The organism is Shinella granuli, assembly GCF_004341885.1.
In the GTDB taxonomy this organism is placed as follows: Bacteria; Pseudomonadota; Alphaproteobacteria; order Rhizobiales; family Rhizobiaceae; genus Shinella; species Shinella granuli.
In genome coordinates this window covers 129081-151530 of sequence record NZ_SLVX01000012.1, presented here as the reverse complement: position 1 = coordinate 151530, position 22450 = coordinate 129081, and the positions used below count along the sequence as shown (strand labels likewise).

Sequence of the window (22450 nt, the reverse complement as noted above, 5' to 3'; positions counted from 1 at the left end):
GCACCGGCTGGAAATGCAATCCTTGAGACACAATTCCGAATGAGAAACCGCCTTGCAGTTTCCTCGGAAACTGTCCTAGCGAAATTCGAAACGCTCGAACTCGACACGGCGCGGTGCCTTGCCGAGTTCCTTCAAACCCTTTTCGATCGCCAGCCTGAGCGGCGGCGGACCGCAGAACCACAGATCGGCCTCGGCCGGGTTCATGCTGGTGCCGGAGACGAGCTTGGTCGCGTCGAAGCGCCCGTCCGTCGCCGAATTGTGCAGCACGAAGTTGAAGTTCTCGAGCTTTTCCGCCTGCGCCCGGAACGTGTCGAGGCCGATCGCCTCGGCCCCGTCGCGCACGCAGTAGACCATGTGGATGTCCTGCCCCTCGTCGCCCTTCAGCCGGCTCGCCATGGCGAGGAACGGCGTGACGCCGATGCCGCCGGCAAGCCAGATCTGCTTTTTGCCGCCGCGCCTGTGGTTGAAATGCCCGTAGCCGCCCTCCAGCGTCAGCGCATCGCCGATCGCCACCGCCTCGCGCAGCGCCTTGGTGTAGTCGCCGAGCGGCTTGATGGCGAAGCGCACCGAACCGTCGTCCTCGATGCCGGCGATGGTGAAGGGATGCGGCTCGCGCAGGCCCGGCTTGTCGACGCGGAAGAAACCGAACTGGCCGGGCATGGCCCTGAGCTTGCGGCCCGTCGGCTTCGCCGAGATGATCGTCGCCCCGTCATGGCGCTCGACATTCACCACCTCGTATTTGCGCGTGCGCAGCCAGGGCAGGAGCTGGGTATAGGCGTAGCTGAGGATGCCGAGCGCGGCGAAGAGGTTGAGATAGACCGCCAGCAGCACCGTGCCGTCATAGGGACGCTTGATGAGCATCTGGTGGAAGGCGACGAGCACGAAGAGCAGGCCGATGAAGCGGTGCGTGATGCGCCAGTACTGGTAGGGGATCTGGAAGCGCGTCTTGGGAATCACCTTCACCAGGCTGAGGACGAGCAGGAAGACGAAGCCGTAAAAGGCCCATTCGCCCGCCGTCCTGGCGAGCACGTTGAGGCCGCTCGTCACCGACAGGCCCTGGAAATCCGGCGCCACGAAATAGTGCACGAGGATGAGACAGAGCACCGCGATGCCGATCTTGCGATGGAACTGGTAGATGCGGTCGAGCCCGCCGAACAGCCTTTCGATGAAGGGCGGACGCGTCGCCATGAACTGCGCGATGCCCATGGCGACGAAGGCCATGGAGGAGGCCATCAGGGAGAAGGTGGTTCCCGCATTGGTATGGCTGACGGCCGGCACGGCCAGCAGCCCGGCAAAAATGATCAAGATCGTCGCGACGATGGAACCCGCAGTCAACGTATGCCCCCACAAATTCAACTGGCCCGGTCCGAAATCCAGGGGCATGCTGGCAAGGCCCATGACGTTCGTCAACCGCATTCCTCCTATCGACGGGCGGGCGCACGGCTTTATTCGGGATGGTTTATTAGGAAGGGGAAACATCTGGAAAGGGCGCATGGCGAATGCGCAAAGGGCGCCTTGCGGCGCCCCTTTTTCGGTCGGTCTTGCCGGTGCGGCTACCGGGCGATCCCTTTGATCTCCTCGCGCGCCCGGTCGGCAAGCGGATGGTCGGGATGGCGCCCGATGAACAGTTCCAGCGCCTCGCGCGTGCCCTTCGACTTCAGGTTTTCATATTCCGCCTGTACGGCCTTCTCGGGGTCCGAGGGTCTCGCCATGATGCCGCCGGTGCCCGCGGGCGCTTCGCCGGCCGCTGCCAGGACAAGACTTATGGTCGCCACCATGGATATCTTTGACAACAATTTTAACCTCCGGTCGAGTAGCATTCGGCAACAATCCATCCTGCGCCACGGGGCTTTCATTGCATCACGGAATGCGGACATGTTTCAAGCATTCACAGAATCAACCTGAATTGCGGTCTATCCAAGGCACGCATCCAAGACATCCAGCATACGAGGACAATGCGACATGACAGGCATCGGCAAGACCACCAAGACGATCAGCAAGACGGGCATAGCGATGATTGACGGCGTCCTGTCGGGAACCGCCTGGTCGGGTGCGGTGACCTATGCGTTTCCCACCTCCTCATCCGCCTACACCTATGCAGGCGAAAAGGACAACGGCTTCGGCACGATCTCCTCGATGCAGCAATCGGCCGCCCGCTTCGCGCTCGACACGAGCTTCGGCAACAAGGCCAATGACGGCTTTTCGGTGGAAGGCTTCACCGGCCTTTCCATTTCGCAGGGAAGCACCACGAGCGCCAACCTGCGCTTTGCCGAATCGAACGATCCGGACACGGCCTGGGCCTATTATCCCGGAAGGACCGACGGCGACGGCGACCTCTGGTTCGGCCGCGAGTACGACTACCGTTCTCCCGTCGCCGGCAACTATGCCTGGACGACCATGCTGCACGAGATCGGCCACGCGCTCGGCCTCAAGCACGGCCATGAATCCGAAAACGGCTTCTCCAGCCTGCCGGGCAACAAGGATTCGATGGAATATTCCCTCATGACCTACCGCTCAGAGGTGGGCGGCTCGGCGAGCGACGGCTACATGAACGGCGAGTTCGACTATGCCCAGAGCTTCATGATGGCCGATATCGCCGCCCTGCAGCGCATGTATGGCGCCGACTTCTCGACCAATTCCGGCAACACCGTCTACAAATGGACGCCGGGCAGCGGCGATACGCTCGTCAACGGCAAGGTCGCCATCGATGCCGGCGGCAACCGCATCTTCGCCACCATCTGGGACGGCGGCGGGAAGGACACCTATGACCTCTCCGCCTACAAGACCGGCGTCAGCGTCGACCTTCGCCCCGGACAGCATTCGAAATTCAGCGACGTCCAGCTTGCCCTCCTGAACTACGAGACGGACGCCTATGCCCGCGGCAACATCTTCAACGCGCTCCTCTTCAAGGGCGATGTGCGCTCGCTGATCGAGAACGCCAAGGGCGGCAGCGGCAACGACCTGCTGCGCGGCAACCAGGCGAACAACACGCTGCAGGGCAATGCCGGCAACGACAAGCTCTTCGGCATGGCCGGTAACGACAAGCTCGATGGCGGCGCTGGCAACGACGTGCTCACCGGTGGCGCGGGCGCTGACGACTTCGTCTTCAAGAAGGGCTACGGCCACGACACGATCACCGACTTCAAGGACAATGTCGACGATATCGACCTGCGCTCCTACAATTTCTCCACGGTGAGCAGCGTGCTCGGCAAGGCCTCGCAGGTCGGCGACGATGTGCATATCAAGCTCTCGGCCACCGACATCCTGATCCTCGACGACTTCAGGCTGAAGGATCTCGACGCGCGCGACTTCCTGCTCTGATTGCCAGCAGAATCCACGGACAGCACAGGCCGGAACCCCGGGTTCCGGCCTTTTTCATGTCATCTCCTCGCCCGTGCCATTCCTGATATATCAGGATAATGGACAAGCGCATCATGGCGTGCCACGGTGTGATATATCAATCAGGGACCTGACATGACGGAAAGCGCGGCCTCGCAAGCCCACCTCGCCTATCTCGCCCTCGAAGGGCTGATCGTCACGCTCAAGCTGAAGCCCGGTTCGCTCGTCACGGAACGCCAGCTCATCGCGCTTGCCGGCCATGGCCGCACGCCGGTGCGCGAGGCGATCCAGAAGCTGGAATGGCAGGGCCTGATCGCCGTGCGCCCGCGCGCCGGCCTGCAGATCACCGCGATCAGGCCCGAGGACCATGCCGAGGTGATGGCAACGCGCCGCCAGCTCGAACCGCTTGCCGCCGATCTCGTCGCCCGCCATGCCGGCGGGGCGCATCGCGAACAGCTCGTCGCCTGCGCGCAGGCGATGACCGCCTGCTCGATCCATTCCGACATGGAAGGCTTCCTGGCCGCCGACAAGGCATTCGACGAGATCATGGAGGCAGCCTGCCCTAACCGCTTCCTGACGGCCGCCCTCGCCCCGCTGCAGACCCATGCCCGCCGCCTCTGGTTCGCGCGCGCCGACAACCGGCAGATGGACCGCTCGGTGGACCTGCATGTGAAGGTGATCCGCGCCATCCGCAACGCCGACGGCCCGGCCGCCGCCGCAGCCATGGCGACCCTCATCGACGACCTCACCGGCTGAAACGAAAAGGGCGGCCCTGGGGCCGCCCGTCAATCCTCAAGGAACCGTTCGCTCAATCGACGAAGGCGCGCTCGATGACGAATTCGCCGGGCTTGTTGTTCGCGCCCTCGATGAGGCCTGCCTCTTCCAGCAGCGCCTTGGTTTCCTTCAGCATCGCCGATGAGCCGCAGATCATGCCGCGGTCGACCGCCGGGTCGAAATGCGGCACGCCGAGATCGGAAAACATCTTGCCGTTGCGGATGAGGTCGGTGATGCGGCCCTGGAACGGATAGTCCTCGCGCGTCACGGTCGCATAATGGCGCAGCTTGTTGCCGACGACTTCCGCCAGGAACTCGTGGTTGCGGATCTCCTCGACGAGGTCGAAGCCGTATTTCAGCTCGGCGACCTCGCGGCAGGTATGCGTCAGGATGACCTCGTCGAACTTCTCGTAGGTTTCCGGATCGCGGATGAGGCTGGCGAAGGGCGCGATGCCCGTGCCGGTCGAGAACATGTAGAGCCGCTTGCCCGGCGTCAGCGCGTCGAGCACCAGCGTGCCGGTCGGCTTCTTGCGCATCAGCACCGTGTCGCCCGGCTTGATCTGCTGGAGATGGGAGGTCAGCGGACCGTCCGGCACCTTGATCGAGAAGAACTCCAGTTCCTCGTCCCAGGAGGGGCTGGCGATCGAATAGGCGCGGTAGACGGGCTTGTCGCCGACCATCAGGCCGATCATCGCGAACTCGCCCGAGCGGAAGCGGAAGCTTTCCGGACGCGTCATGCGGAAGCGGAACAGGCGATCCGTATAGTGCTGCACGCTCGTCACCGTCTCGGCGAAAACGCCGGCGGGGATTGCGGAAGCGACAAAATCTTCGGTCTTGGCAGGTGCGTTCATTTCGGGATCGGTCCTGGCTTCGCGTCGAGAAAATTTGACGATAGGCAGATATTACAAGTCGAGCGGCAAAGGAAGGTATTCCGTTCCAATGCGCTGATTGGCCGCGCAATAGTTTGCCGTTCGCGCCGATTTTGCGCAAGGCCGGCCGCCCGGCCTTGATCTTGCGCAAACCTGCCACGAAATTGCGGCTATTCGCCGACCGGTCCCTGCCTTCAGGCCCGGCGGCGCCAGCTATAGGAGCCGACGTCCTCGGAAGGACGGGCGGTCGGCTGGTAGTGGTTGTCGATGCCCGGCAGGCGGTTTTCCGCAAGCCGCTTCAGCGCCGTCGCATTGGTGACGGCAAAGCTGTCGATGCCACAGCGCAGCATGAGCGGGATCTGGTCGATCAGCACGTCGCCGACCGCCCTCACCTCGCCCTTGAAGCCGAGGCGCGCGCGCAGCAGCGAGGCATGGCTGAAGGCCCGCCCGTCGTTGAAGGCCGGGAAGGCGACCGCGACCAGCGCGATGCGGCCCTGATGGCCTTCGAGCTTGCGCACGTCGTCCGCCGGATTGATCAGCACGCCGAGGCCGGTCTCGTCGGTCTCGGAGACCTTGGCAAGGAAGTCGCCGAGGCCGAGGATCGCCTTCTCGTTCGAGCCCGCCTTGGTCTCTTCGCTTTCGATCACCCAGGGATCGTCGGTCACGAAACCGGTTTCGTTCCAGATTTTCGTCATCACCGGTCTCCTCAGGCTGCCGCGGCGGTCTTGTCGCCGTAGAGCGCATCCTTGAACGGCTGCGGCCCGACGCGGCGATAGGCCGTCAGGAAGGTCTCGGAGGGATCGAGGCGGAGGCCGAGATAGGTATCGACAATCACCTCGATCGCGTCCGTCACCTTCTCCGGCTCGAAGCCGCGGCCGATGATCTCGCCGATCGACGTGTTCTCGTCGCCGGAGCCGCCGAGGGTGATCTGGTAAAGCTCCTCGCCCTTCTTCTCCACGCCGAGCAGGCCGATATGGCCGACATGATGGTGGCCGCAGGCATTGATGCAGCCGGAGATCTTGATCTTCAGCTCGCCGATCTCGGCCTGGCGCTCGGGCGAGCCGAAGCGGGTGGAGATCTCCTGCGCGACCGGGATCGAGCGGGCATTGGCCAGCGCGCAGTAGTCCAGCCCCGGACAGGCGATGATATCCGTGATGAGGCCGGCATTGGCGGTTTCGAGCCCGGCGGCGACGAGGCCGCGATAGATCGGTTCGAGGTCGGCCAGCGCCACATGCGGCAGGATGAGGTTCTGCTCGTGGCTGACGCGGATCTCGTCGAAGGCGTATTCCTCCGCGATATCGGCGACGGCCTCCATCTGCGCATCCGTCGCATCGCCCGGAATGCCGCCGATCGGCTTCAGCGAGATCGTCACGCTGGCATAGTCGGGGTGCTTGTGCGGATGCACGTTGTGCTGCACCCAGCGGGCGAAGTCGGCATCGGCCTTCTTCCACTGCGCAAGGCTCGCCCAGCCTTCGGCGCGGGCGGCAAGCGCCGGCGGCGCGAAATAGGCGGTGATGGCGGCGATGTCCTTTTCCGGCAGCTTCAGCTCGGTGTTCCTGAGCTCGGCGAACTCGACCTCCACCTGCCGCGCAAGTTCCTCCGCGCCCGTCTCGTGCACGAGGATCTTGATGCGCGCCTTGTACTTGTTGTCGCGCCGGCCGTGCAGGTTATACACGCGCATGATCGCGGTCGTGTAGGACAAGAGGTCCTCTTCCGGCAGGAAGTCGCGGATCTTCTTGGCGACCATCGGCGTGCGGCCCTGCCCGCCGCCGACATAGACGGCAAAGCCGATCTCGCCGTTGTCGTTCTTCTTCAGATGCAGGCCGATGTCGTGCACCTGGATCGCCGCGCGGTCGCGCTCGGCGCCGGTGACGGCGATCTTGAACTTGCGCGGCAGGAAGGAGAATTCCGGATGCACGGAGGACCACTGGCGCAGGATTTCCGCATAGGGACGCGGATCGGCGACCTCATCGGCCGCAGCGCCGGCGAAGTGGTCGGCCGTGACGTTGCGGATGCAGTTGCCCGAGGTCTGCAGCGCATGCATCTCGACCGTCGCGAGATCGGCCAGCGCGTCCGGCAGTTCCGACAGCTTCGGCCAGTTGTACTGGATGTTCTGGCGCGTGGTGAAATGGCCGTAGCCGCGATCGTACTTGCGGGCGATATAGGCGAGCATGCGCATCTGGCGCGCATTCAGCGTGCCATAGGGAATGGCGACGCGCAGCATGTAGGCATGAAGCTGCAGATAGACGCCGTTCATCAGGCGCAGCGGCTTGAAGGCATCCTCGGCCAGCTCGCCGGAGAGGCGACGGCCGACCTGATCGCGGAACTGCTCCACCCGGCTGGAAACAAAGGCGTGATCGAATTCGTCGTAGCGATACATAAGCGTTCCTCAGGCGGCCGGTACGGCCGTCGCAGTCAGGCCGGCATAACCGGCGGCATAGGCAATGGTCGGGCCGGCGGCGCGGATGCGCTCGCGCATGCGCAGCGGCCGCAGCACGCCATCCACTTCTTCGACGTCGACGACGTTGACGTCAACCACCTTGTTGTCGGCAAAAGCCTGCTTGCCGGTGGCTTCCAACGCGTCGACGGCTTCCTTGTGGCGCGCGACGAAGGCGGCCTGGAGGGATTCGTTCCAGTTGCCGGCGGCGTCCAGCCAGACGGAGATGCCGTCGGAAAGGCGGTTGGCTGTCAGAACCTTGTCGGCCATGTCATGCTCCCAATGCTGCTGTGTCGCGAACCGGCTCGTGCACGGCGAGCGGTTCGGAATGTTCGAAATTGGCGCCGGCGACGGCATCGCCGATGATCACCATGACGGGACCGGTCAGTTCGTCGCGATGCTCCAGGCCCGGCAGGTCCTTCAGCGTGCCGTGCAGCAGCCGCTTTTCCCGCCGGCTGGCATTCTCCACGACGGCCACCGTCGTCTCGGCCGGCAGGCCCGCCTCCATCAGCCCGGCGGCGACGGAGGCCGCGACCGTGCGCCCCATATAGACGGCGACGGTGGCGCCGGAAATCGCAAGCCGCGCCCAATCCGGCAGGACCGAGCCCGTCAGGTCGTGGCCCGTCGTGAAGACGAGCGAGGAGGCGACGCCGCGCAGCGTCAGCGGCAGTTCGAAATCGGCGGCCGCGGCGAAGGCGGAGGTGATGCCGGGCACGACCTCGTAGGTGACGCCCGCCTGGCGGAGCGCCGCCATTTCCTCGCCGGCGCGGCCGTAGACCAAGGGATCGCCGGATTTCAGGCGCACGACGCGCTTTCCCGCCTTGCCGAGTTCGACGATGAGGTCGTTGATCTCTTCCTGCGACTTGGAGTGACAGCCCTTGCGCTTGCCGACGGAAAGGCGCTCGGCATCGCGGCGCCCCATGTCGACGATGGCCTGCGGCACGAGCGCATCGAAGACGATGACATCGGCTTCCATCATCACGCGCTGGGCGCGCAGCGTCAGGAGATCCTCCGCGCCCGGGCCGGCGCCGACCAGCCAGACATGGCCGGCGGCCCTGCCCTGCGAGGTCAGGAGCGAATCGGCGGTGCGGTGCGCGAGATCGATATCGCCATTGTTGACGGCATCGGCCACGGCGCCCTGGAAGAAGCGGCGCCAGAAGACGCGGCGCGTCACGCCGCGCGGCAGGAGGCGATCGACGGCCTCGCGGTAGCCGTTGGCAAGGCTGGCGAGCCGGCCGAGCGAGGGCGAAAGGATCTGGTCGACCTGCGCGCGGATCATCTGCGCCAGAACGGGGCCTGCGCCCTCCGTGCCGATGGCGACGGCGACGGGCGCCCGGTTGACGAGCGCCGGCGTGAAGAAATCGCAATGGTCCGGCTGGTCGACGGCATTGACCGGAATGCGCAGCGCCCGGGCCGCGGCGGAGATCGCACGGTCGGCGGCGGCATCCCCCGTCGCGGCGAAGACGAGCGCCGCATCGGCGATGGCATCGCTGGAAAAGGGCGCACGCACCAGCTCCAGCCCCTTGTCAGCGATGAAGCGGGCGAAATCGGCCTCCGGCGCCTCGGCGAGCACGACGATCCGGGCATCCGTGTTGAACAGCAGCCGGGCCTTGGCGAAAGCCTCGTCGCCCTCGCCCACGACAACGACCGTCCGGCCGCTGACGCGGAAGAACGCCGGGAATGTCGAAAGCTTCTGGTTTGCTGCGGTCATGGTGTGGTCCGGTTGAAGTGTGCGCACTATCGCGAAAAATAGCCAGGAACAAAAGAAACAGAAATTCCAATGGCTCCGGGGGCGCGTATTGTTTTGCTCGCACCTCCCGCATTTTGAGCATAAGTCACCGGCCGCCCTTGCCTGCCCACCGCGGCGACCGCTAAGGAGGCATCATCACGCCAAAGGGGATTCCCATCATGGACCAGTCCGCCCTCGCAAAGCGCCTCCTCGACGTCATCGAAGCCGATATCCTGCCGCTGACGCGCGACGGCGTCGCCGCCGGCAACAAGGTTTTCGGCGCGGCGATCCTCAACAAGTCCGACCTTTCGCTGGTCCTCGCCGAAACGAACAACGAGACGGAAAACCCGCTCTGGCACGGCGAGGTGCACACGCTGAAACGCCTCTACGAACGCATCGAGAAGCCGGATACCAGGGATTACGTCTTCCTCTCCACGCACGAGCCCTGCTCCATGTGCCTTTCGGCCATCACCTGGGCCGGCTTCGACAACTTCTACTACTTGTTCAGCCACGAGGATTCGCGCGACAGTTTCGCGATCCCGCACGATCTGCGCATCCTCAAGGAGGTCTTCCGGCTCGATCCGGGCGGCTATGCCAGGACGAACGCCTTCTGGCACTCCGCCGCCATCGCCGATCTGATCGCCACGTCCGACGAACCCGCGAAGGCGACATTGAGGGCGCAGGACACGAGGATCCGCGCCGCCTATGACGACCTGTCGGGCGCCTACCAGTCCGGCAAGACCGGCAACAACATCCCGCTCAACTGAGAACCGCGATGGAACCGAGCCGCGACATCGAACGCCTGATCGAGATCATGGCCGCCCTGCGCCAGCCCGAGACCGGCTGCCCCTGGGACGTCGTCCAGACCTTCGAGACGATCAAGCCCTACACGATCGAGGAAGCCTACGAGGTCGCCGACGCCATCGAGCGCAACGACATGGACGACCTGTGCGAGGAGCTGGGCGACCTCCTCCTCCAGGTGGTCTTCCATGCCCGCATGGCGCAGGAGCGCGGCGAATTCGACTTCGGCAACGTGGTCGAAGCCGTCACGCGCAAGATGATCCGCCGCCATCCGCATGTCTTCGCCCGCTCGGATGCGGAAACGCCCGAGGCGGTGAAGCTGCAATGGGATGCGATCAAGCAGGCGGAAAAGCGCGAGCGCAAGGAGCGCCGCGCCAGGCGCGGCCTGCCGGAGGATCCGCTCCGCGGCCATCTCGGCTCCGTGCAGCGCTCCTTCCCGGCCCTCGTCGAGGCGCTGAAGCTCCAGGAACGCGCCGCCAAGGTGGGCTTCGACTGGTCCGAGCCGGCGCCGATCCTCGACAAGATCGAGGAGGAGGTCGGCGAGCTGCGCGAGGCGCTGCGCAACGACGACCAAAAGGCCGTCGCCGACGAGCTCGGCGACCTCATCTTCGCGCTGGTCAATATCGGCCGCCATGTCGGCGCCGACCCGGAAATGGCCCTGCGCGGCACGAATACGAAATTCCGCAACCGATTCTTGCATATCGAGGACAGCCTTGCCGCGAATGGCGAAAGCCTCGAAGGGGCAACGCTGGAGCGCATGGAGGCGCTTTGGCAGGCGGCAAAGCGGATCGAGCGGCAGCTGGAGACGTAAAGGGTCTCAAAGCCCCTCATCCCGCTGCCGCGACCTTCTCCCCGCAAGCGGGGAGAAGGGGCAAGACGAAAGGCCTTCTCTTCATCCGAGACGTTTCCGTTTGGGGAAACCGGCGCTGCATCCCCTTCGTCCCGCTTGCGGGGAGAAGGTGCCGGCAGGCGGATGAGGGGCTTTTCTGCAGACTTGCCGCCCCTTACCGCTCCCAATCCTCCCGCACCGCCTTCTGCCCGATGCCGAGCCGGCGGTCGAGTTCGGCGGCTTCCGTTTCGGTCAGCCGCAGGTCCAGCCGCACGGTGCCGTCCTCCAGGTCCTCGCGTCCATCGACGATCGAATGGTCGTAGACCCAGGGCAGAAGCTGCAGCAGCGTGACCGGCAGAATGACGTCGCGGTCGACCAGCACACCGGAAAGCCGCTGGTTGATCTCGGAAAGCAGCCTGTCGACGCCCTCGCCGGAGATGGCGGAGACGGCGATGACGTTCGGCTGGCCCTCGGCCTTCTGCACCAGCGCCGCGCGCGCTTCGGGCTCCAGCCGGTCGATCTTGTTCCAGACCTCGAGGATGCGCTCGGCGCCGTCCTTCTCGTCGATGCCGAGATCGGCGAGGATGCGCAGAACGTCCGAGGACTGCGCGCCGTTGTCAGGGTCTGACATGTCGCGCACATGCAGGATCAGGTCCGCCTCCAGCACCTCTTCCAGCGTCGCGCGGAAGGCGGCGACGAGGTGGGTCGGCAGGTCCGAGATGAAGCCCACGGTGTCGGACAGGATGACGGTGCGGCCCTGCGGCAGCTTCATGCGGCGCAGCGTCGGGTCGAGCGTGGCGAAGAGCATGTCCTCGGCCAGAACCCCTGCCCCGGTGATGCGGTTGAACAGCGTCGACTTGCCGGCGTTCGTATAGCCGACGAGCGCAACGATCGGATGCGGCACCTTCTTGCGCTTGGAGCGGTGCAACTGGCGGGTGCGGCGCACCTGCTCCAGCTCGCGCTCCAGCTTGACGATCTTGTCCTGCAGGAGCCGGCGGTCGGCCTCGATCTGCGTTTCGCCCGGGCCGCCCATGAAGCCGGCGCCGCCGCGCTGGCGCTCGAGGTGGGTCCAGCTGCGGACCAGCCGGCCCTTCTGGTAGTTGAGATGGGCGAGCTCGACCTGCAGCGTGCCTTCCTTGGTGGAGGCGCGCCGGCCGAAGATTTCGAGGATGAGGCCCGTGCGGTCGATGACCTTGGCGCCCCACTCCCTTTCGAGGTTGCGCTGCTGCACCGGCGTCAGCGGATGATCGACGATGACGAGGCCGGCATCGTGTTCGTCGAGCGCCGCCTTGATCTCCGCGATCTTGCCGGTGCCGAGCAGCGTGCCGGGCTTCGGCTGGCTGACGGGCACGATGGCCGAATGGGCGACGGTGAGGTCGATGGCGCGCGCAAGGCCGACGGCCTCTTCCAGCCGCGCCTCGTCGGACCGCGTGGTCACCGTCGGATCGGGTTTTCCGCGCGCGGCCTTCAGGACCGGCACGATGACGACGGCACGCATATCGTCCCGGTGCTTTTCAGCCTCCGGAACGATGGAATCCTTGCTTGTATCGGATTTTTTAATGATCTTGGGTCCTGTCAGGAGCCGCTTTCCTCGGTCTCGAACATCTGCAACGGCTGGCCGGGCATGATGGTCGAGATCGCGTGCTTGTACACGAGCTGCGAATGACCGTCGCGACGGAGCAGCACGCAGAAATTGTCGAAGGAGGTGACAACCCCGGTCAGTTTGACCCCGTTGATGAGAAAGATCGTCAGGGAAATCTTTTGCTTGCGAACGGTATTAAGAAAAAGATCCTGCAGGTTCTGAGAACGTTCCGCCATCGCGCCGCTTCTTTCTGATTGCCGGCCCTTGAGACCGGTTGACTAAAATAAAATGTCCCCATGCCCGACACGACGTGGCGGACCGTCGATTTTGGTATCAAATCGCGGTCTTCTCCGCAACGGCGAAAAAGGCCTCGCGGATTTTCTGTGCCGTCATGCCGGGATGGCCGTTGGCGATCGTGTGCCCGTCGATGGCGACGACCGGCAGGCAGATCGTCGTCGCCCCGGTCACGAACACTTCCCGCGCGTCCAGCATCTCCGCCACGGAAAACCGGCGCTCCTCGACGGCAAGCCCGAGCGTTCCGGCGACATCCATCAGCGTCGTGCGGGTGATGCCGTTGAGGATGCCGTGGTCGGCCGGCCGCGTGACGAGCGTTCCCGCCCTGTCGACGATCCAGAGATTCGTCGCGCCGCCCTCCGTGACATTGCCCTCCGCATCCACAAAAATCGCCTCCTGCGCGCCGGCCTCCTTCGCCTGCTGGCGGGCCAGGACGTTCGGCAGCAGGCCGACGGTCTTGATGTCCACCCGCCCCCAGCGGTTGTCGGCGACCGTGACCGCCTTGACGCCCGTCGCATACTTGGCGGCGTTCACCGCGGGGTCCAGGCTTTTCGCCGTGACGACCAGCGTGGGGCGCACCTCCGGCGAGGGAAAGACATGATCCCGCTTGGCGACGCCGCGCGTCACCTGAAGATAGACCATGCCGTTGGTCACGCGGTTGCGGCGCAGCACCTGCCGCAGGATGCCGGTCAGCGCCGCGCGCGGCATTGGCGGGCGGATGCGGATTTCCGCAAGCGACCGGTCGAGCCGGTCGAGATGACGCGACAGATCGACGATATGACCCTGCTGGACCTGGCAGACCTCGTAGACCGCATCGGCAAAGACGAAACCGCGATCCAGGATAGGCACCGCCGCATCGGCATGGCGGACATAACGGCCGTTGACATAGGCGATGCGCGGCATGGGGTTTCCTAGAAATACTGGATGCTGACGCGGAAGAGCTGCTCGACATGGCGTACGGCCGCGGCGGCGGCGAACAGCACGACGCGATCCTTCGCCTTGATCTTCGTGCTGCCGTCCGGCCGGATCACCGCCTTGTCGCGGTAGATCGCGCCGATGCGGATGCCGGGCGGCAGCTCGATCTCGCGCAGCGGCCGGCCGACGAGCGGCGAGGTCTCCAGCGCCTCCGCCTCGATCACCTCGGCAGAGCCCTTCTGCACCGCATAGACCGAGCGGATGCGGCCCTTGCGGACGTGCTGCAGGATGCCCGATATCGTCACCGCGCGCGGATTGATATGCGCGTCGATGCCGAGCGTCTTGGTGAAATCCTGGTACATCGGATCGTTGATCAGCACGAGGTTCTGCTTGCAGCCGAGACGCTTGGCCATCACGCTGCCTAGAATGTTGATCTGGTCGTTGTTGGTCAGCGCGACGATCAGGTCCGCATCCTGGATATCCGCCTGCAGCAGCATCTTCTGGTCGAGCGCCGAGCCGTGCAGCACGACGGTATTGCGCAGCTTGTCGGCGATCGCCACGGCGCGCTCGCGGTCGCTCTCGATGATCTTCAGACGCGTCTTCGCCTGGTAGTCCTCGATCGCCTTGGCGACGAAATAGCCGATATTGCCACCGCCGGCGATGACGATGCGCGCCGCCTCCTGCTCCTCATGGCCGAACAGCGCCAGCGTGCGCCGGACATGCTCCTTGTCGCAGACCACATAGGCAAGATCGCCCGAATGCAGCTGGTCGGTGGAGTTCGGCACGAACAGTTTTCCATTGGAAAAGATGCCGGTGACGGTGGCGTTGAGGTCCGGAAAGAGTTCGCTGAGCTGCTTCAGCGGCGTCTCGACGACCGGGCAATCCTCCATGCATTCGATCGCCACCATGACGATGCGGTCATCGGCAAAGCGCACCACGTCGGTCGCGCCCGGGAAGGAAATGCGCCGCAGCACCATCTTGCCCACCTCGATTTCCGGCGAGATGGTGACGTCGATCGGCATGTCGTCGCGGGAATAGAGGTCGGAATATTCCGGTGCGAGGTAGCTCTGCGAGCGGATGCGGGCGATCTTCGTCGGCACGTTGAACAGCGAATGGGCCACCTGACAGGCGACCATGTTGATCTCGTCGAACAGCGTGACGGCGATCAGCATGTCCGCCTGGTCGGCGCCGGCCTTGGCCAGCACCTCGGGATGCGCGCCATGGCCGACAATACCGCTGACATCGAGCGTCTCGGTGATGGCCGATATCAGCGAGGGCTGCGTGTCGATCACCGAAACATCGTTGCCCTCTTGCGAGAGCCGTTCCGCAATCCCGTAGCCGACGCGTCCCGCACCGCAGATGATGACCTTCATGCCCCAGAATCCCTCACGTCGCTCGGCGCCTTATACGCCAAGCGACTTCAGTTTGCGATGGAGCGCGGAGCGCTCCATGCCGACGAATTCGGCCGTGCGGGAAATGTTGCCGCCGAAGCGGTTGATCTGGGCGATGAGATAGTCCCGCTCGAACATTTCGCGCGCCTCGCGCAGCGGCAGCGTCATGATGTGCTGGTCGCCCTGCGTGGAGATCTTCGGCAGCATGTCGCCCACTTCCGTCGGAAGCATGTCGGCACTGATCGGCGTGTCCGGGCCGTCACTGCGGGCGAGGATCATCAGACGCTCGATATTGTTGCGCAACTGGCGGATATTGCCCGGCCAGTCGTGCGCCTGCAGCACCGCCAGCGCGTCGTCGCCGATCTTGCGGGAGCGGATGCCCGCCTGCTCGCTGATCTGGCGCATGAACATGTCGACGAGGAAGGGAATGTCCTCGCGCCGCTCGGCAAGCGGCGGCACGCGCACGGGCACGACCGCGAGCCGATGATAGAGGTCCTCGCGAAAACCGCCCTCGGCGATCAGGCTTTCGAGATTGTAGGCGGTGGAGGAAATGATGCGCACATCCACCTTCACCCGCTTGGAGCCGCCGACGCGCTCGAACTGCTGGTCGACGAGCACGCGCAGGATCTTGTTCTGCGTCTCGCGCGGCATTTCGCCGATCTCGTCGAGATAGAGGATGCCGCCATGCGCCTCTTCCAGCGCCCCGGTCTTGCGCGGCTGGCCGGGCGTGCCCTCCGTGCCGAACAGCGCGATCTCCATGCGCTCGGGCGTGATCGCCGCCGCGTTCAGCACGACGAACGGGCCGTTCGCGCGGCTCGACTTGCGGTGGATCATGCGCGCCACCAGCTCCTTGCCGGAACCGGAGGGGCCAAGGATCATGATGCGGCTGTTGGTCGGCGAGACCTTCTCGATGTTCTGGCGCAACTGCGAGACGGCGACGGAGGTGCCGATCAGCTCCACCGGATCGCCGGAGCGCTTCTTCAGCTCCGTCACCTCGCGGCGCAGCTTGGAATTCTCCAGCGCCCGCTCGGCGATGAGGATCAGCCGGTCCGCCTTGAACGGCTTCTCGATGAAATCATAGGCGCCGCGGCGGATGGCCGAGACGGCCGTCTCGATATTGCCGTGGCCGGAGATCATCACGACAGGCAGGTCCGGATGGCGGCTCTTGATCTCGTCGAGCAGCGCAAGGCCGTCGAGCTTGCTGCCCTGCATCCAGATGTCGAGGAAGACGAGGCGCGGCACGCGGTCGCTGATGGCGGCGAGCGCGCTGTCGCTGTCATAGGCGGTGCGCGTCTCGTGCCCCTCGTCCGAAAGAATGCCGGAGACGATCTCGCGGATGTCCTCTTCGTCATCCACCACAAGAATATCAGACGCCATGGCTCACTTCCTTGCTCTTCTTGTCCGCATCGACGGCCGCCGTTTCCTCGTAGGGCAGGATCACGCGGATCATCGCCCCCTGGCCGTTGTCGAAATCCGCGGGGGCGTCATGCAGTTCCAGTTGCCCACCGTGGTCCTCGATGATCTTCTTCACAATGGCGAGGCCGAGCCCCGTGCCCTTCTCGCGCATCGTCATGTAGGGTTCGAGAATCCGGTGCCGGTTCTCCGTCGGCAAACCCCTGCCGTTGTCAATCACGTCAACGACGAACCGCCGTCCTGCGTCATCGGGCGTCGCCCGCACGAGGATCTTCCGCTCCTCGCGCGCCACGTCCGGAGGAAGCGCCTCGATGGCCTCCACCGCATTCTTGATGAGATTGCCGAAGGCCTGGCCGAGCATGCGCGTGTCGAACAGCCCCTCCAGCGGCACCTCGCCGAGATCCTTGCGGAAATCGACATGGGTATTGCCCATCTCGCGCAGGAAGACCGCGTCCTTCAGGATGTTGCGCAGGTCCGAACGCTCCTTCGTCGGCTTCGGCATGCGCGCGAAGGCGGAGAATTCGTCGACCATGCGGCCGATGTCCTCGACCTGTCGCACGATCGTGTCCGTACACTGGTCGAAGACCGCGCGATCCTCGGGATCGATCTGCTTGCCGTAGCGACGGCGGATGCGTTCGGCGGAAAGCTGGATCGGCGTCAGCGGGTTCTTGATCTCGTGGGCGATGCGCCGCGCCACGTCCGCCCAGGCGGTGGAGCGCTGCGCGATGACGAGATCGGTGATGTCGTCGATGGTGACGACATAGGATTCCTTTGCATCCTTCGCCTCCTCGCGCGTCACCTGCACGTTCAGCGTCCGCTCCTTCCCGCCGTGCATGATGTTGATCTGCTTGCGGTAATTGTTGCGGTGGCGGGTGGAGCCCTCGGCCAGCACCGCCGCAATCTCCGGCGCCACCTCGGTCAACGGCTTGCCGATCAGCTCACTCGCGTTGCGCCCGAGCAGGATCTCGGCCGAAAGATTGGCGATGGTCACGCGCCCGTCCTCTTCCACGCCAATGACCGCCGCCGTCACGCCCGACAGCACCGCCTCGATGAAACGACGGCGGTGATCGACCTCGTCCTTCGCATCGAGGATCTGCTCCTGCTGCGCGCGGATTTCCGCGATCATCTTGTTGAAGGTGCGCGAGAGGTTGCCGACGTCGCCATCGACCGTGCGCACCGGCACGCTGACGTCGAGATTGCCCGAGGCGACACTGTCGGCCGCGCCGATGAGCTGGCGGATCGGCCGGACGATGCGGTCGGCGACGGCGATCGCCGTCCAGATCGCGGCGAGCAGCACGATGAGGGCAAAACCGAGATAGAGCACGCCGAAGGCGATCTGCAGCGTCGTGCGCCCCGCCTCCAGCGCCCGGTACTCCGCCGTGTTCTCCTCCATCAGTCGCATGGAGCGCATGACCTCGGGGTCGACGGTGCGGATCGTATAGAGGAAGGCGTCGGAAATGTTGTCGAGCTTGATGATGGCGCCGACGAGATTCGTCGTGCCCGGCGGTATCAGCGTCGGCTGGCCGGCGGCAGAGGCCTTTAGCGCATCCTCCGGCACGGCCGGCAGCGGGTTCTCGATCTGGATATTGGCCTGCAGGATGGTCGAGCCGTCGGCACGCAGGAGGAAGGCGCCGAGCATGCCGCGCCCGCGCGCCTGCCGCGTCATCAGGTCGACGAAACCGGTGCGGTCGAGGCTGTAGAGCTGGCGGTTGCGGTCGAGGTCATTCGCCATCGAGGCGGTCTGGCCCTGCAGGTAGCTCGCATTCTCCAGCACATAGGCCTGCGCCACGTTGAGCGAGGAACTGACGATCGACTGGGTGCGGATGGAGAACCAGCGATCGAGGCCGACATCGAGCGTGATGGAGGCGAAGATGGCGACGAGTACCGCCGGGGTGATCGCGACGATGGAGAACAGCGCCACGATGCGCACATGCAGGCGCGCGGCGGCGCGGCCGCGGCGACGGGCGCGCAACAGGCGCAGGATCTCGCGGCCGATCAGGAACACAAGGCCGACGATGAAGACCGCATTGATCGCCGCCGAGGCGATGACGACATTGGCCTCCGGCTTGATCGGCGTCAGGCCGAGCAGGATGAAAAGCGAGATCGTCGCGGCGACGAGGGCGCCGCCGGCCAGCACCAGGCCGGGCAAGGCGAAGGAAGCGCGCCGGTCGCCGCCCGCTCCCCTTCCATTTTCGCTCGAAAGCAGGCTCACGCCGTCCGTCATCTGCCGCATCGCTTCCCCGGCCGGGCATCCCGAAAGGCGCCGGCGTTCTTCTCGTGTTTTCCGGAGTAGCGCCGACCGCGCGAGGGACCGGCCGCATTCGCACCCGCATCCATGACGATCGGGCACGCGGACCTATTCGGCCGCAAACCCCTCTGTTACCCTCAAGCAACAGATTGTGGCCAAAATGCAACGCCTGCGGCCATCAAGTCAAGCGGAGCGCGAACTTCTGTATACGGACACACCCAGTTCGCGAATTTTCTTGCGCAGCGTGTTGCGGTTGAGGCCGAGCAGGTCGGCCGCCTTGATCTGGTTGCCGCGGGTGGCAGTGAGCGCGGCGAGAATCAGCGGATATTCCACCTCGGCGAGCACGCGGTCGTAAAGCCCGGTCGGCGGCAGGCCGTCGCCGAAGCTGGCGAAATACTGCCGCATGTTCTCCTCCACCGCCTGGGAGATGGACAGAGAGCCGCTGCGCACCACGGTCTTCTCGATCGGGCTGTCCGGGATATCGGCGCGCAGCTCCGTCTCGATGATCTCGCGGGTGATGACGTCCTGCGGATAGAGCGCGGTGAGGCGGCGCACGACGTTTTCCAGCTCGCGCACATTGCCCGGCCAGGGATGCGCCTTCATCAGCTCCAGCGCCTCCTGGTCGAAGCGCTTGGCGTCGAGCCCTTCCTTTTCCGCCTGCTGCACGAAATGGCGCACGAGGTCCGGAATGTCCTCCGCCCGGTCGCGCAGCGGCGGCAGGCGCAGCGGCACGACGTTAAGGCGATAGTAGAGGTCTTCCCGGAAAAGCCCTTGATTTATCGACTGTTTCAGATCCTTGTTGGTCGCCGCGACAATGCGCACGTCGGTGCGGATCGGCGTGCGGCCGCCGACGGTGGTATATTCCCCCTGCTGGAGCACGCGCAGAAGCCGGGTCTGCGCATCCATCGGCATGTCGCCGATCTCGTCGAGGAACAGCGTGCCGCCCTCGGCCTGCTCGAAGCGGCCGGTCGAGCGGTTCTGCGCGCCGGTGAAGGCGCCCTTCTCATGGCCGAACAGTTCGGATTCGATGAGGTCGCGCGGAATGGCCGCCATGTTGATGGCGACGAAGGGGCCGTTGCGGCGCTTGCCGTAGTCGTGCAGCGCGCGGGCCACCAGCTCTTTGCCGGTGCCCGATTCGCCGGTGATCATCAGCGTCAGGTCCGTCTGCATCAGCCGGGCGAGCACGCGGTAGATCTCCTGCATCGCCGCCGATCGGCCGACCAGCGGCATGCCGTCCTGCGTGTCGTCGTCGAGCCGCGCGGGCTTGCGCTTCGGCTCGGACAGCGCCCGGCCGATGATCGCGATCAGTTCGGTGAGGTCGAAGGGTTTCGGCAGGTAGTCGTAGGCGCCCTTCTCCGAGGCCTTGATCGCCGTCATGAAGGTGTTCTGCGCGCTCATCACGAGCACTGGCAGGTCCGGCCGCGCCTTCTTGATGCGCGGCAGGAGGTCGAAGGCGTTCTCGTCCGGCATCACCACGTCGGTGACGACGATGTCGCCCTCGCCGGCGGCGATCCAGCGCCACAGCGTCGCCGCATTGGAGGTGATGCGCACGTCATAACCCGCGCGGCTGAGAGCCTGGTTGAGAACCGTGCGGATCGCGGCATCGTCATCGGCAACGAGGACTGTGGCGCCTGTCATCAATCATGTCCTTTGGTCTTGGGAAAGTCGTCGTCTTCGCTGACGCCGCGCGAGGCCGGCATCAGCACGCGGAAGGTGGTCCGGGATCCCTGGCTGTCGCATTCGACGATGCCGCCATGCCCGCCGATGATCTTCGCCACCAGCGCGAGGCCGAGGCCCGAGCCGTTGGTCTTGGTGGTGATGAAGGGATCGAAAAGATGCGGCAGGAGGTCCGCCGGCACGCCCGGCCCGTTGTCGTGCACGCAGAATTCCAGCGGCAGCGAAATCTTCTCCCGCGTGCCGGCGACGGAGAGGCGGATGCCCGGGCGGTAGGCGGTCGTCAGCTGGATTTCGCCGTCCGGCCGGTCGCCGATCGCCTCGGAGGCGTTCTTGATGAGGTTGAGGAACACCTGCACCAGTTGGTCGCGATTGGCGAAGACCGGCGGCAGCGACGGGTCGTAGAGCTCGGTGATCTTGATGTTGCGCGCAAAACCCGCCTTGGCGACGATCTTCACATGGTCGAGCACGGAGTGGATGTTGAGCGGCACGCGGTCGACCGGCCGCTCGTCGGAAAACACCTCCATGCGATCGACCAGCGAGACGATGCGGTCCGTCTCGTCGCAGATGAGCCGCGTCAGCGCCCGGTCCTCGTCGCCGACGGACGTTTCGAGAAGCTGCGCGGCGCCGCGGATGCCGGAGAGCGGATTCTTGATCTCGTGCGCCAGCATGGAGGCAAGCCCCGTCACCGAGCGGGCCGCACCGCGATGGGTGAGCTGCCGGTCGATCTTGTCCGCCATCGAGCGCTCCTGGATGACGACCACCACCGACCCCGGCTCGGTCGTCACGGGCGCGACATAGATATCGACGAGCTTTTCCGCGCCGAGCCGCGGCGAACTCAAGTCCACGCGGTATTCACTGACCGGCGCCTTGCGCTCGCGCACCTGGTCGATCAGCGTCAGGAGCGGGCTGCCGAAGGGAATGAAGGTGGAAATGTCGTGCCGGGCGAGATAGCCGGCGCTCGCCCCGAAGAAGGATTCCGCCTCCCAGTTGGCAAAGGCGATCAGCCCGCCCGCATCGACGAGGATGACCGGGTTCTGGATGGCGTTGAGCACGGCGAGCGCCAGGTCCGGCGCCTTCGCGGCATTGGGGTCGACCGGCTTGCCTGTCATGCCGCTTCTCCGAGTGCCGGCGCCGCGCCGGCGAGCAGCGCCTCGGCCAATCTGTCAGCGACGAAATCGCTGTCGCGCGCCGTCATGAGCTCGGCCTTGGCCGGGCCGGTGAAGCCGGGGGCGAAGCGCTCCAGATACCAGCCGAGATGTTTTCGCGCATGGCGCAGCCCCGCCTCGGCGCCGTAGAAATCGAGCATCATGCGATAGTGCTCCACCGCAAGGACGGCGATCTCCGCCGTCGAGGGATGCGTGCAGGCGCCGGCCAGCACCGCCGGATGCCACGGCCGGCCCTGCGCCGAGCGCCCGACCATCACCGCATCGGCGCCGGAACGCCGCAGGATGTCTTCGGCATCCTGCGCGGTATCGACATCGCCGTTGGCCACCAGCGGAATGGAGAGCACGTCGCGCACCGCGCGGATCGCGTCCCAATCGGCCCTGCCCTCGTAGAACTGCATGCGCGTGCGCCCGTGCACGGTGATCATCGCCGCTCCCGCCACCTCGGCGCGGGCCGCGATATGCGGCGCATTGATCGAATCGTGATCCCAGCCGAGCCGCATCTTCACCGTCACCGGCACCTTCACCGCCTTGACGGTCGCCTCGATCAGGCCGAGCGCATGGTCGGGATCGCGCATCAGCGCCGAGCCGGAATAGCCGCCGATCACCTTCTTGGCGGGGCAGCCCATATTGATGTCGATGATGTCGGCGCCTTCGCCTTCGGCGATCCTCGCCGCCTCGGCCATCCAGTGCGCCTCGCGGCCGGCAAGCTGCACCATGTGCGGGCGGATGCCGCAATTGCGGATGCGCGACCAGCTTTCCCGCGCGTTCAGCGCCAGTTCCCGGCTCGCCACCATCTCGGTGACCACCAGCCCCGCGCCAAAACGCCAGGCGAGATCGCGGAACGGCAGGTCCGTGACGCCGGACATCGGCGCCAGAACCACCCGGTTGCGAAGGCTCCGGCCGCCGACATCGAGCGGCGCTGACAGGGAGGGGATCGTCAAATGCTCATCTTTCAAGCAAGTCATGTCTGTGCACTATTTTTAGCCA

The 22450-nt window shown here is 65.1% G+C and carries 20 protein-coding genes; 4 read left to right on the top strand and 16 right to left on the bottom strand.

The window, feature by feature from the left end; genetic code table 11:
• Positions 1–75 precede the first annotated feature (75 nt).
• Together EV665_RS18985 and EV665_RS18980 are read right to left on the bottom strand one after the other, a co-directional pair.
• Complete coding sequence (locus EV665_RS18985) at positions 76–1410, bottom strand: ferredoxin reductase family protein (protein ID WP_245507761.1); 1335 nt, start codon at positions 1408–1410, stop codon at positions 76–78.
• A gap of 143 nt (positions 1411–1553) precedes the next feature.
• Entirely contained in the window at positions 1554–1793 is a 240-nt protein-coding gene (locus EV665_RS18980; RefSeq protein WP_133035276.1) for a hypothetical protein, read from the bottom strand.
• Between the two features lie 169 nt (positions 1794–1962).
• Here EV665_RS18980 and EV665_RS18975 point away from each other — a divergent pair, with 169 nt between their 5' ends.
• Together EV665_RS18975 and EV665_RS18970 are read left to right on the top strand one after the other, a co-directional pair.
• A complete protein-coding gene (locus EV665_RS18975) occupies positions 1963–3321 on the top strand; it encodes a M10 family metallopeptidase (RefSeq protein WP_133035275.1) in 1359 nt (452 codons plus the stop codon).
• Between the two features lie 153 nt (positions 3322–3474).
• On the top strand, positions 3475–4095 hold the full coding sequence (locus EV665_RS18970) for a GntR family transcriptional regulator (RefSeq protein ID WP_064330198.1): 621 nt from the start codon (positions 3475–3477) through the stop codon (positions 4093–4095).
• Between the two features lie 52 nt (positions 4096–4147).
• Here the strand turns inward: EV665_RS18970 and EV665_RS18965 are convergent, their stop codons facing one another.
• The 5 genes from EV665_RS18965 to cysG all read right to left on the bottom strand — a co-directional run bounded on the left by EV665_RS18965 (position 4148) and on the right by cysG (position 9129).
• The gene (locus EV665_RS18965) at positions 4148–4963 is read right to left on the bottom strand and encodes a ferredoxin--NADP reductase (RefSeq protein WP_064330199.1); all 816 of its coding nucleotides are present in this window, start codon (positions 4961–4963) and stop codon (positions 4148–4150) included.
• 212 nt (positions 4964–5175) lie between these two features.
• The gene (locus EV665_RS18960) at positions 5176–5676 is read right to left on the bottom strand and encodes a DUF934 domain-containing protein (protein ID WP_064330200.1); all 501 of its coding nucleotides are present in this window, start codon (positions 5674–5676) and stop codon (positions 5176–5178) included.
• 11 nt (positions 5677–5687) lie between these two features.
• Entirely contained in the window at positions 5688–7361 is a 1674-nt protein-coding gene (locus EV665_RS18955) for a nitrite/sulfite reductase (RefSeq protein WP_133035274.1), read from the bottom strand.
• Positions 7362–7370: 9 nt separating this feature from the next.
• On the bottom strand, positions 7371–7688 hold the full coding sequence (locus EV665_RS18950) for a DUF2849 domain-containing protein (protein ID WP_064330202.1): 318 nt from the start codon (positions 7686–7688) through the stop codon (positions 7371–7373).
• A 1-nt stretch (position 7689) separates the two neighbouring features.
• Positions 7690–9129, bottom strand: coding sequence for a siroheme synthase CysG (gene cysG / locus EV665_RS18945; RefSeq protein WP_133035273.1), 1440 nt, complete (start codon positions 9127–9129; stop codon positions 7690–7692).
• Positions 9130–9326: 197 nt separating this feature from the next.
• Between cysG and EV665_RS18940 the strand changes: the two genes are divergently transcribed.
• Positions 9327–9914 carry a deaminase gene (locus EV665_RS18940; protein WP_133035272.1) on the top strand — a complete coding sequence of 196 codons (588 nt, stop codon included), beginning with the start codon at positions 9327–9329 and terminating at the stop codon, positions 9912–9914.
• Between the two features lie 8 nt (positions 9915–9922).
• Positions 9923–10759 carry a nucleoside triphosphate pyrophosphohydrolase gene (mazG, locus tag EV665_RS18935; RefSeq protein ID WP_133035271.1) on the top strand — a complete coding sequence of 279 codons (837 nt, stop codon included), beginning with the start codon at positions 9923–9925 and terminating at the stop codon, positions 10757–10759.
• Between the two features lie 193 nt (positions 10760–10952).
• Here mazG and hflX read toward each other — a convergent pair whose 3' ends face one another.
• The 9 genes from hflX to dusB all read right to left on the bottom strand — a co-directional run bounded on the left by hflX (position 10953) and on the right by dusB (position 22428).
• Positions 10953–12275: a GTPase HflX gene (gene hflX / locus EV665_RS18930; protein WP_133035270.1), complete on the bottom strand. Its 1323-nt coding sequence runs from the start codon at positions 12273–12275 to the stop codon at positions 10953–10955.
• Between the two features lie 77 nt (positions 12276–12352).
• Positions 12353–12595, bottom strand: a complete 243-nt coding sequence (hfq, locus tag EV665_RS18925; RefSeq protein WP_023514954.1) for an RNA chaperone Hfq — start codon at positions 12593–12595, stop codon at positions 12353–12355.
• A 97-nt stretch (positions 12596–12692) separates the two neighbouring features.
• Positions 12693–13556, bottom strand: a complete 864-nt coding sequence (locus EV665_RS18920) for a D-amino-acid transaminase (RefSeq protein WP_133035269.1) — start codon at positions 13554–13556, stop codon at positions 12693–12695.
• Between the two features lie 8 nt (positions 13557–13564).
• A complete protein-coding gene (gene trkA / locus EV665_RS18915) occupies positions 13565–14941 on the bottom strand; it encodes a Trk system potassium transporter TrkA (RefSeq protein ID WP_064330208.1) in 1377 nt (458 codons plus the stop codon).
• A gap of 30 nt (positions 14942–14971) precedes the next feature.
• Positions 14972–16336: a nitrogen assimilation response regulator NtrX gene (ntrX, locus tag EV665_RS18910; protein WP_064330209.1), complete on the bottom strand. Its 1365-nt coding sequence runs from the start codon at positions 16334–16336 to the stop codon at positions 14972–14974.
• Positions 16326–18596 carry a sensor histidine kinase NtrY-like gene (locus EV665_RS18905; RefSeq protein WP_133035311.1) on the bottom strand — a complete coding sequence of 757 codons (2271 nt, stop codon included), beginning with the start codon at positions 18594–18596 and terminating at the stop codon, positions 16326–16328. Before EV665_RS18905 ends, ntrX begins: the two co-directional genes overlap by 11 nt.
• A gap of 207 nt (positions 18597–18803) precedes the next feature.
• Positions 18804–20258 (bottom strand): nitrogen regulation protein NR(I), encoded by a 1455-nt coding sequence (ntrC, locus tag EV665_RS18900; protein WP_064330210.1) that lies wholly within the window; start codon positions 20256–20258, stop codon positions 18804–18806.
• A complete protein-coding gene (locus tag EV665_RS18895; RefSeq protein WP_064330211.1) occupies positions 20258–21406 on the bottom strand; it encodes a two-component system sensor histidine kinase NtrB in 1149 nt (382 codons plus the stop codon). Before EV665_RS18895 ends, ntrC begins: the two co-directional genes overlap by 1 nt.
• Positions 21403–22428: a tRNA dihydrouridine synthase DusB gene (dusB, locus tag EV665_RS18890; protein WP_133035268.1), complete on the bottom strand. Its 1026-nt coding sequence runs from the start codon at positions 22426–22428 to the stop codon at positions 21403–21405. The genes EV665_RS18895 and dusB overlap by 4 nt, the downstream gene beginning before the upstream one ends.
• Between the last annotated feature and the right edge of the window lie 22 nt (positions 22429–22450).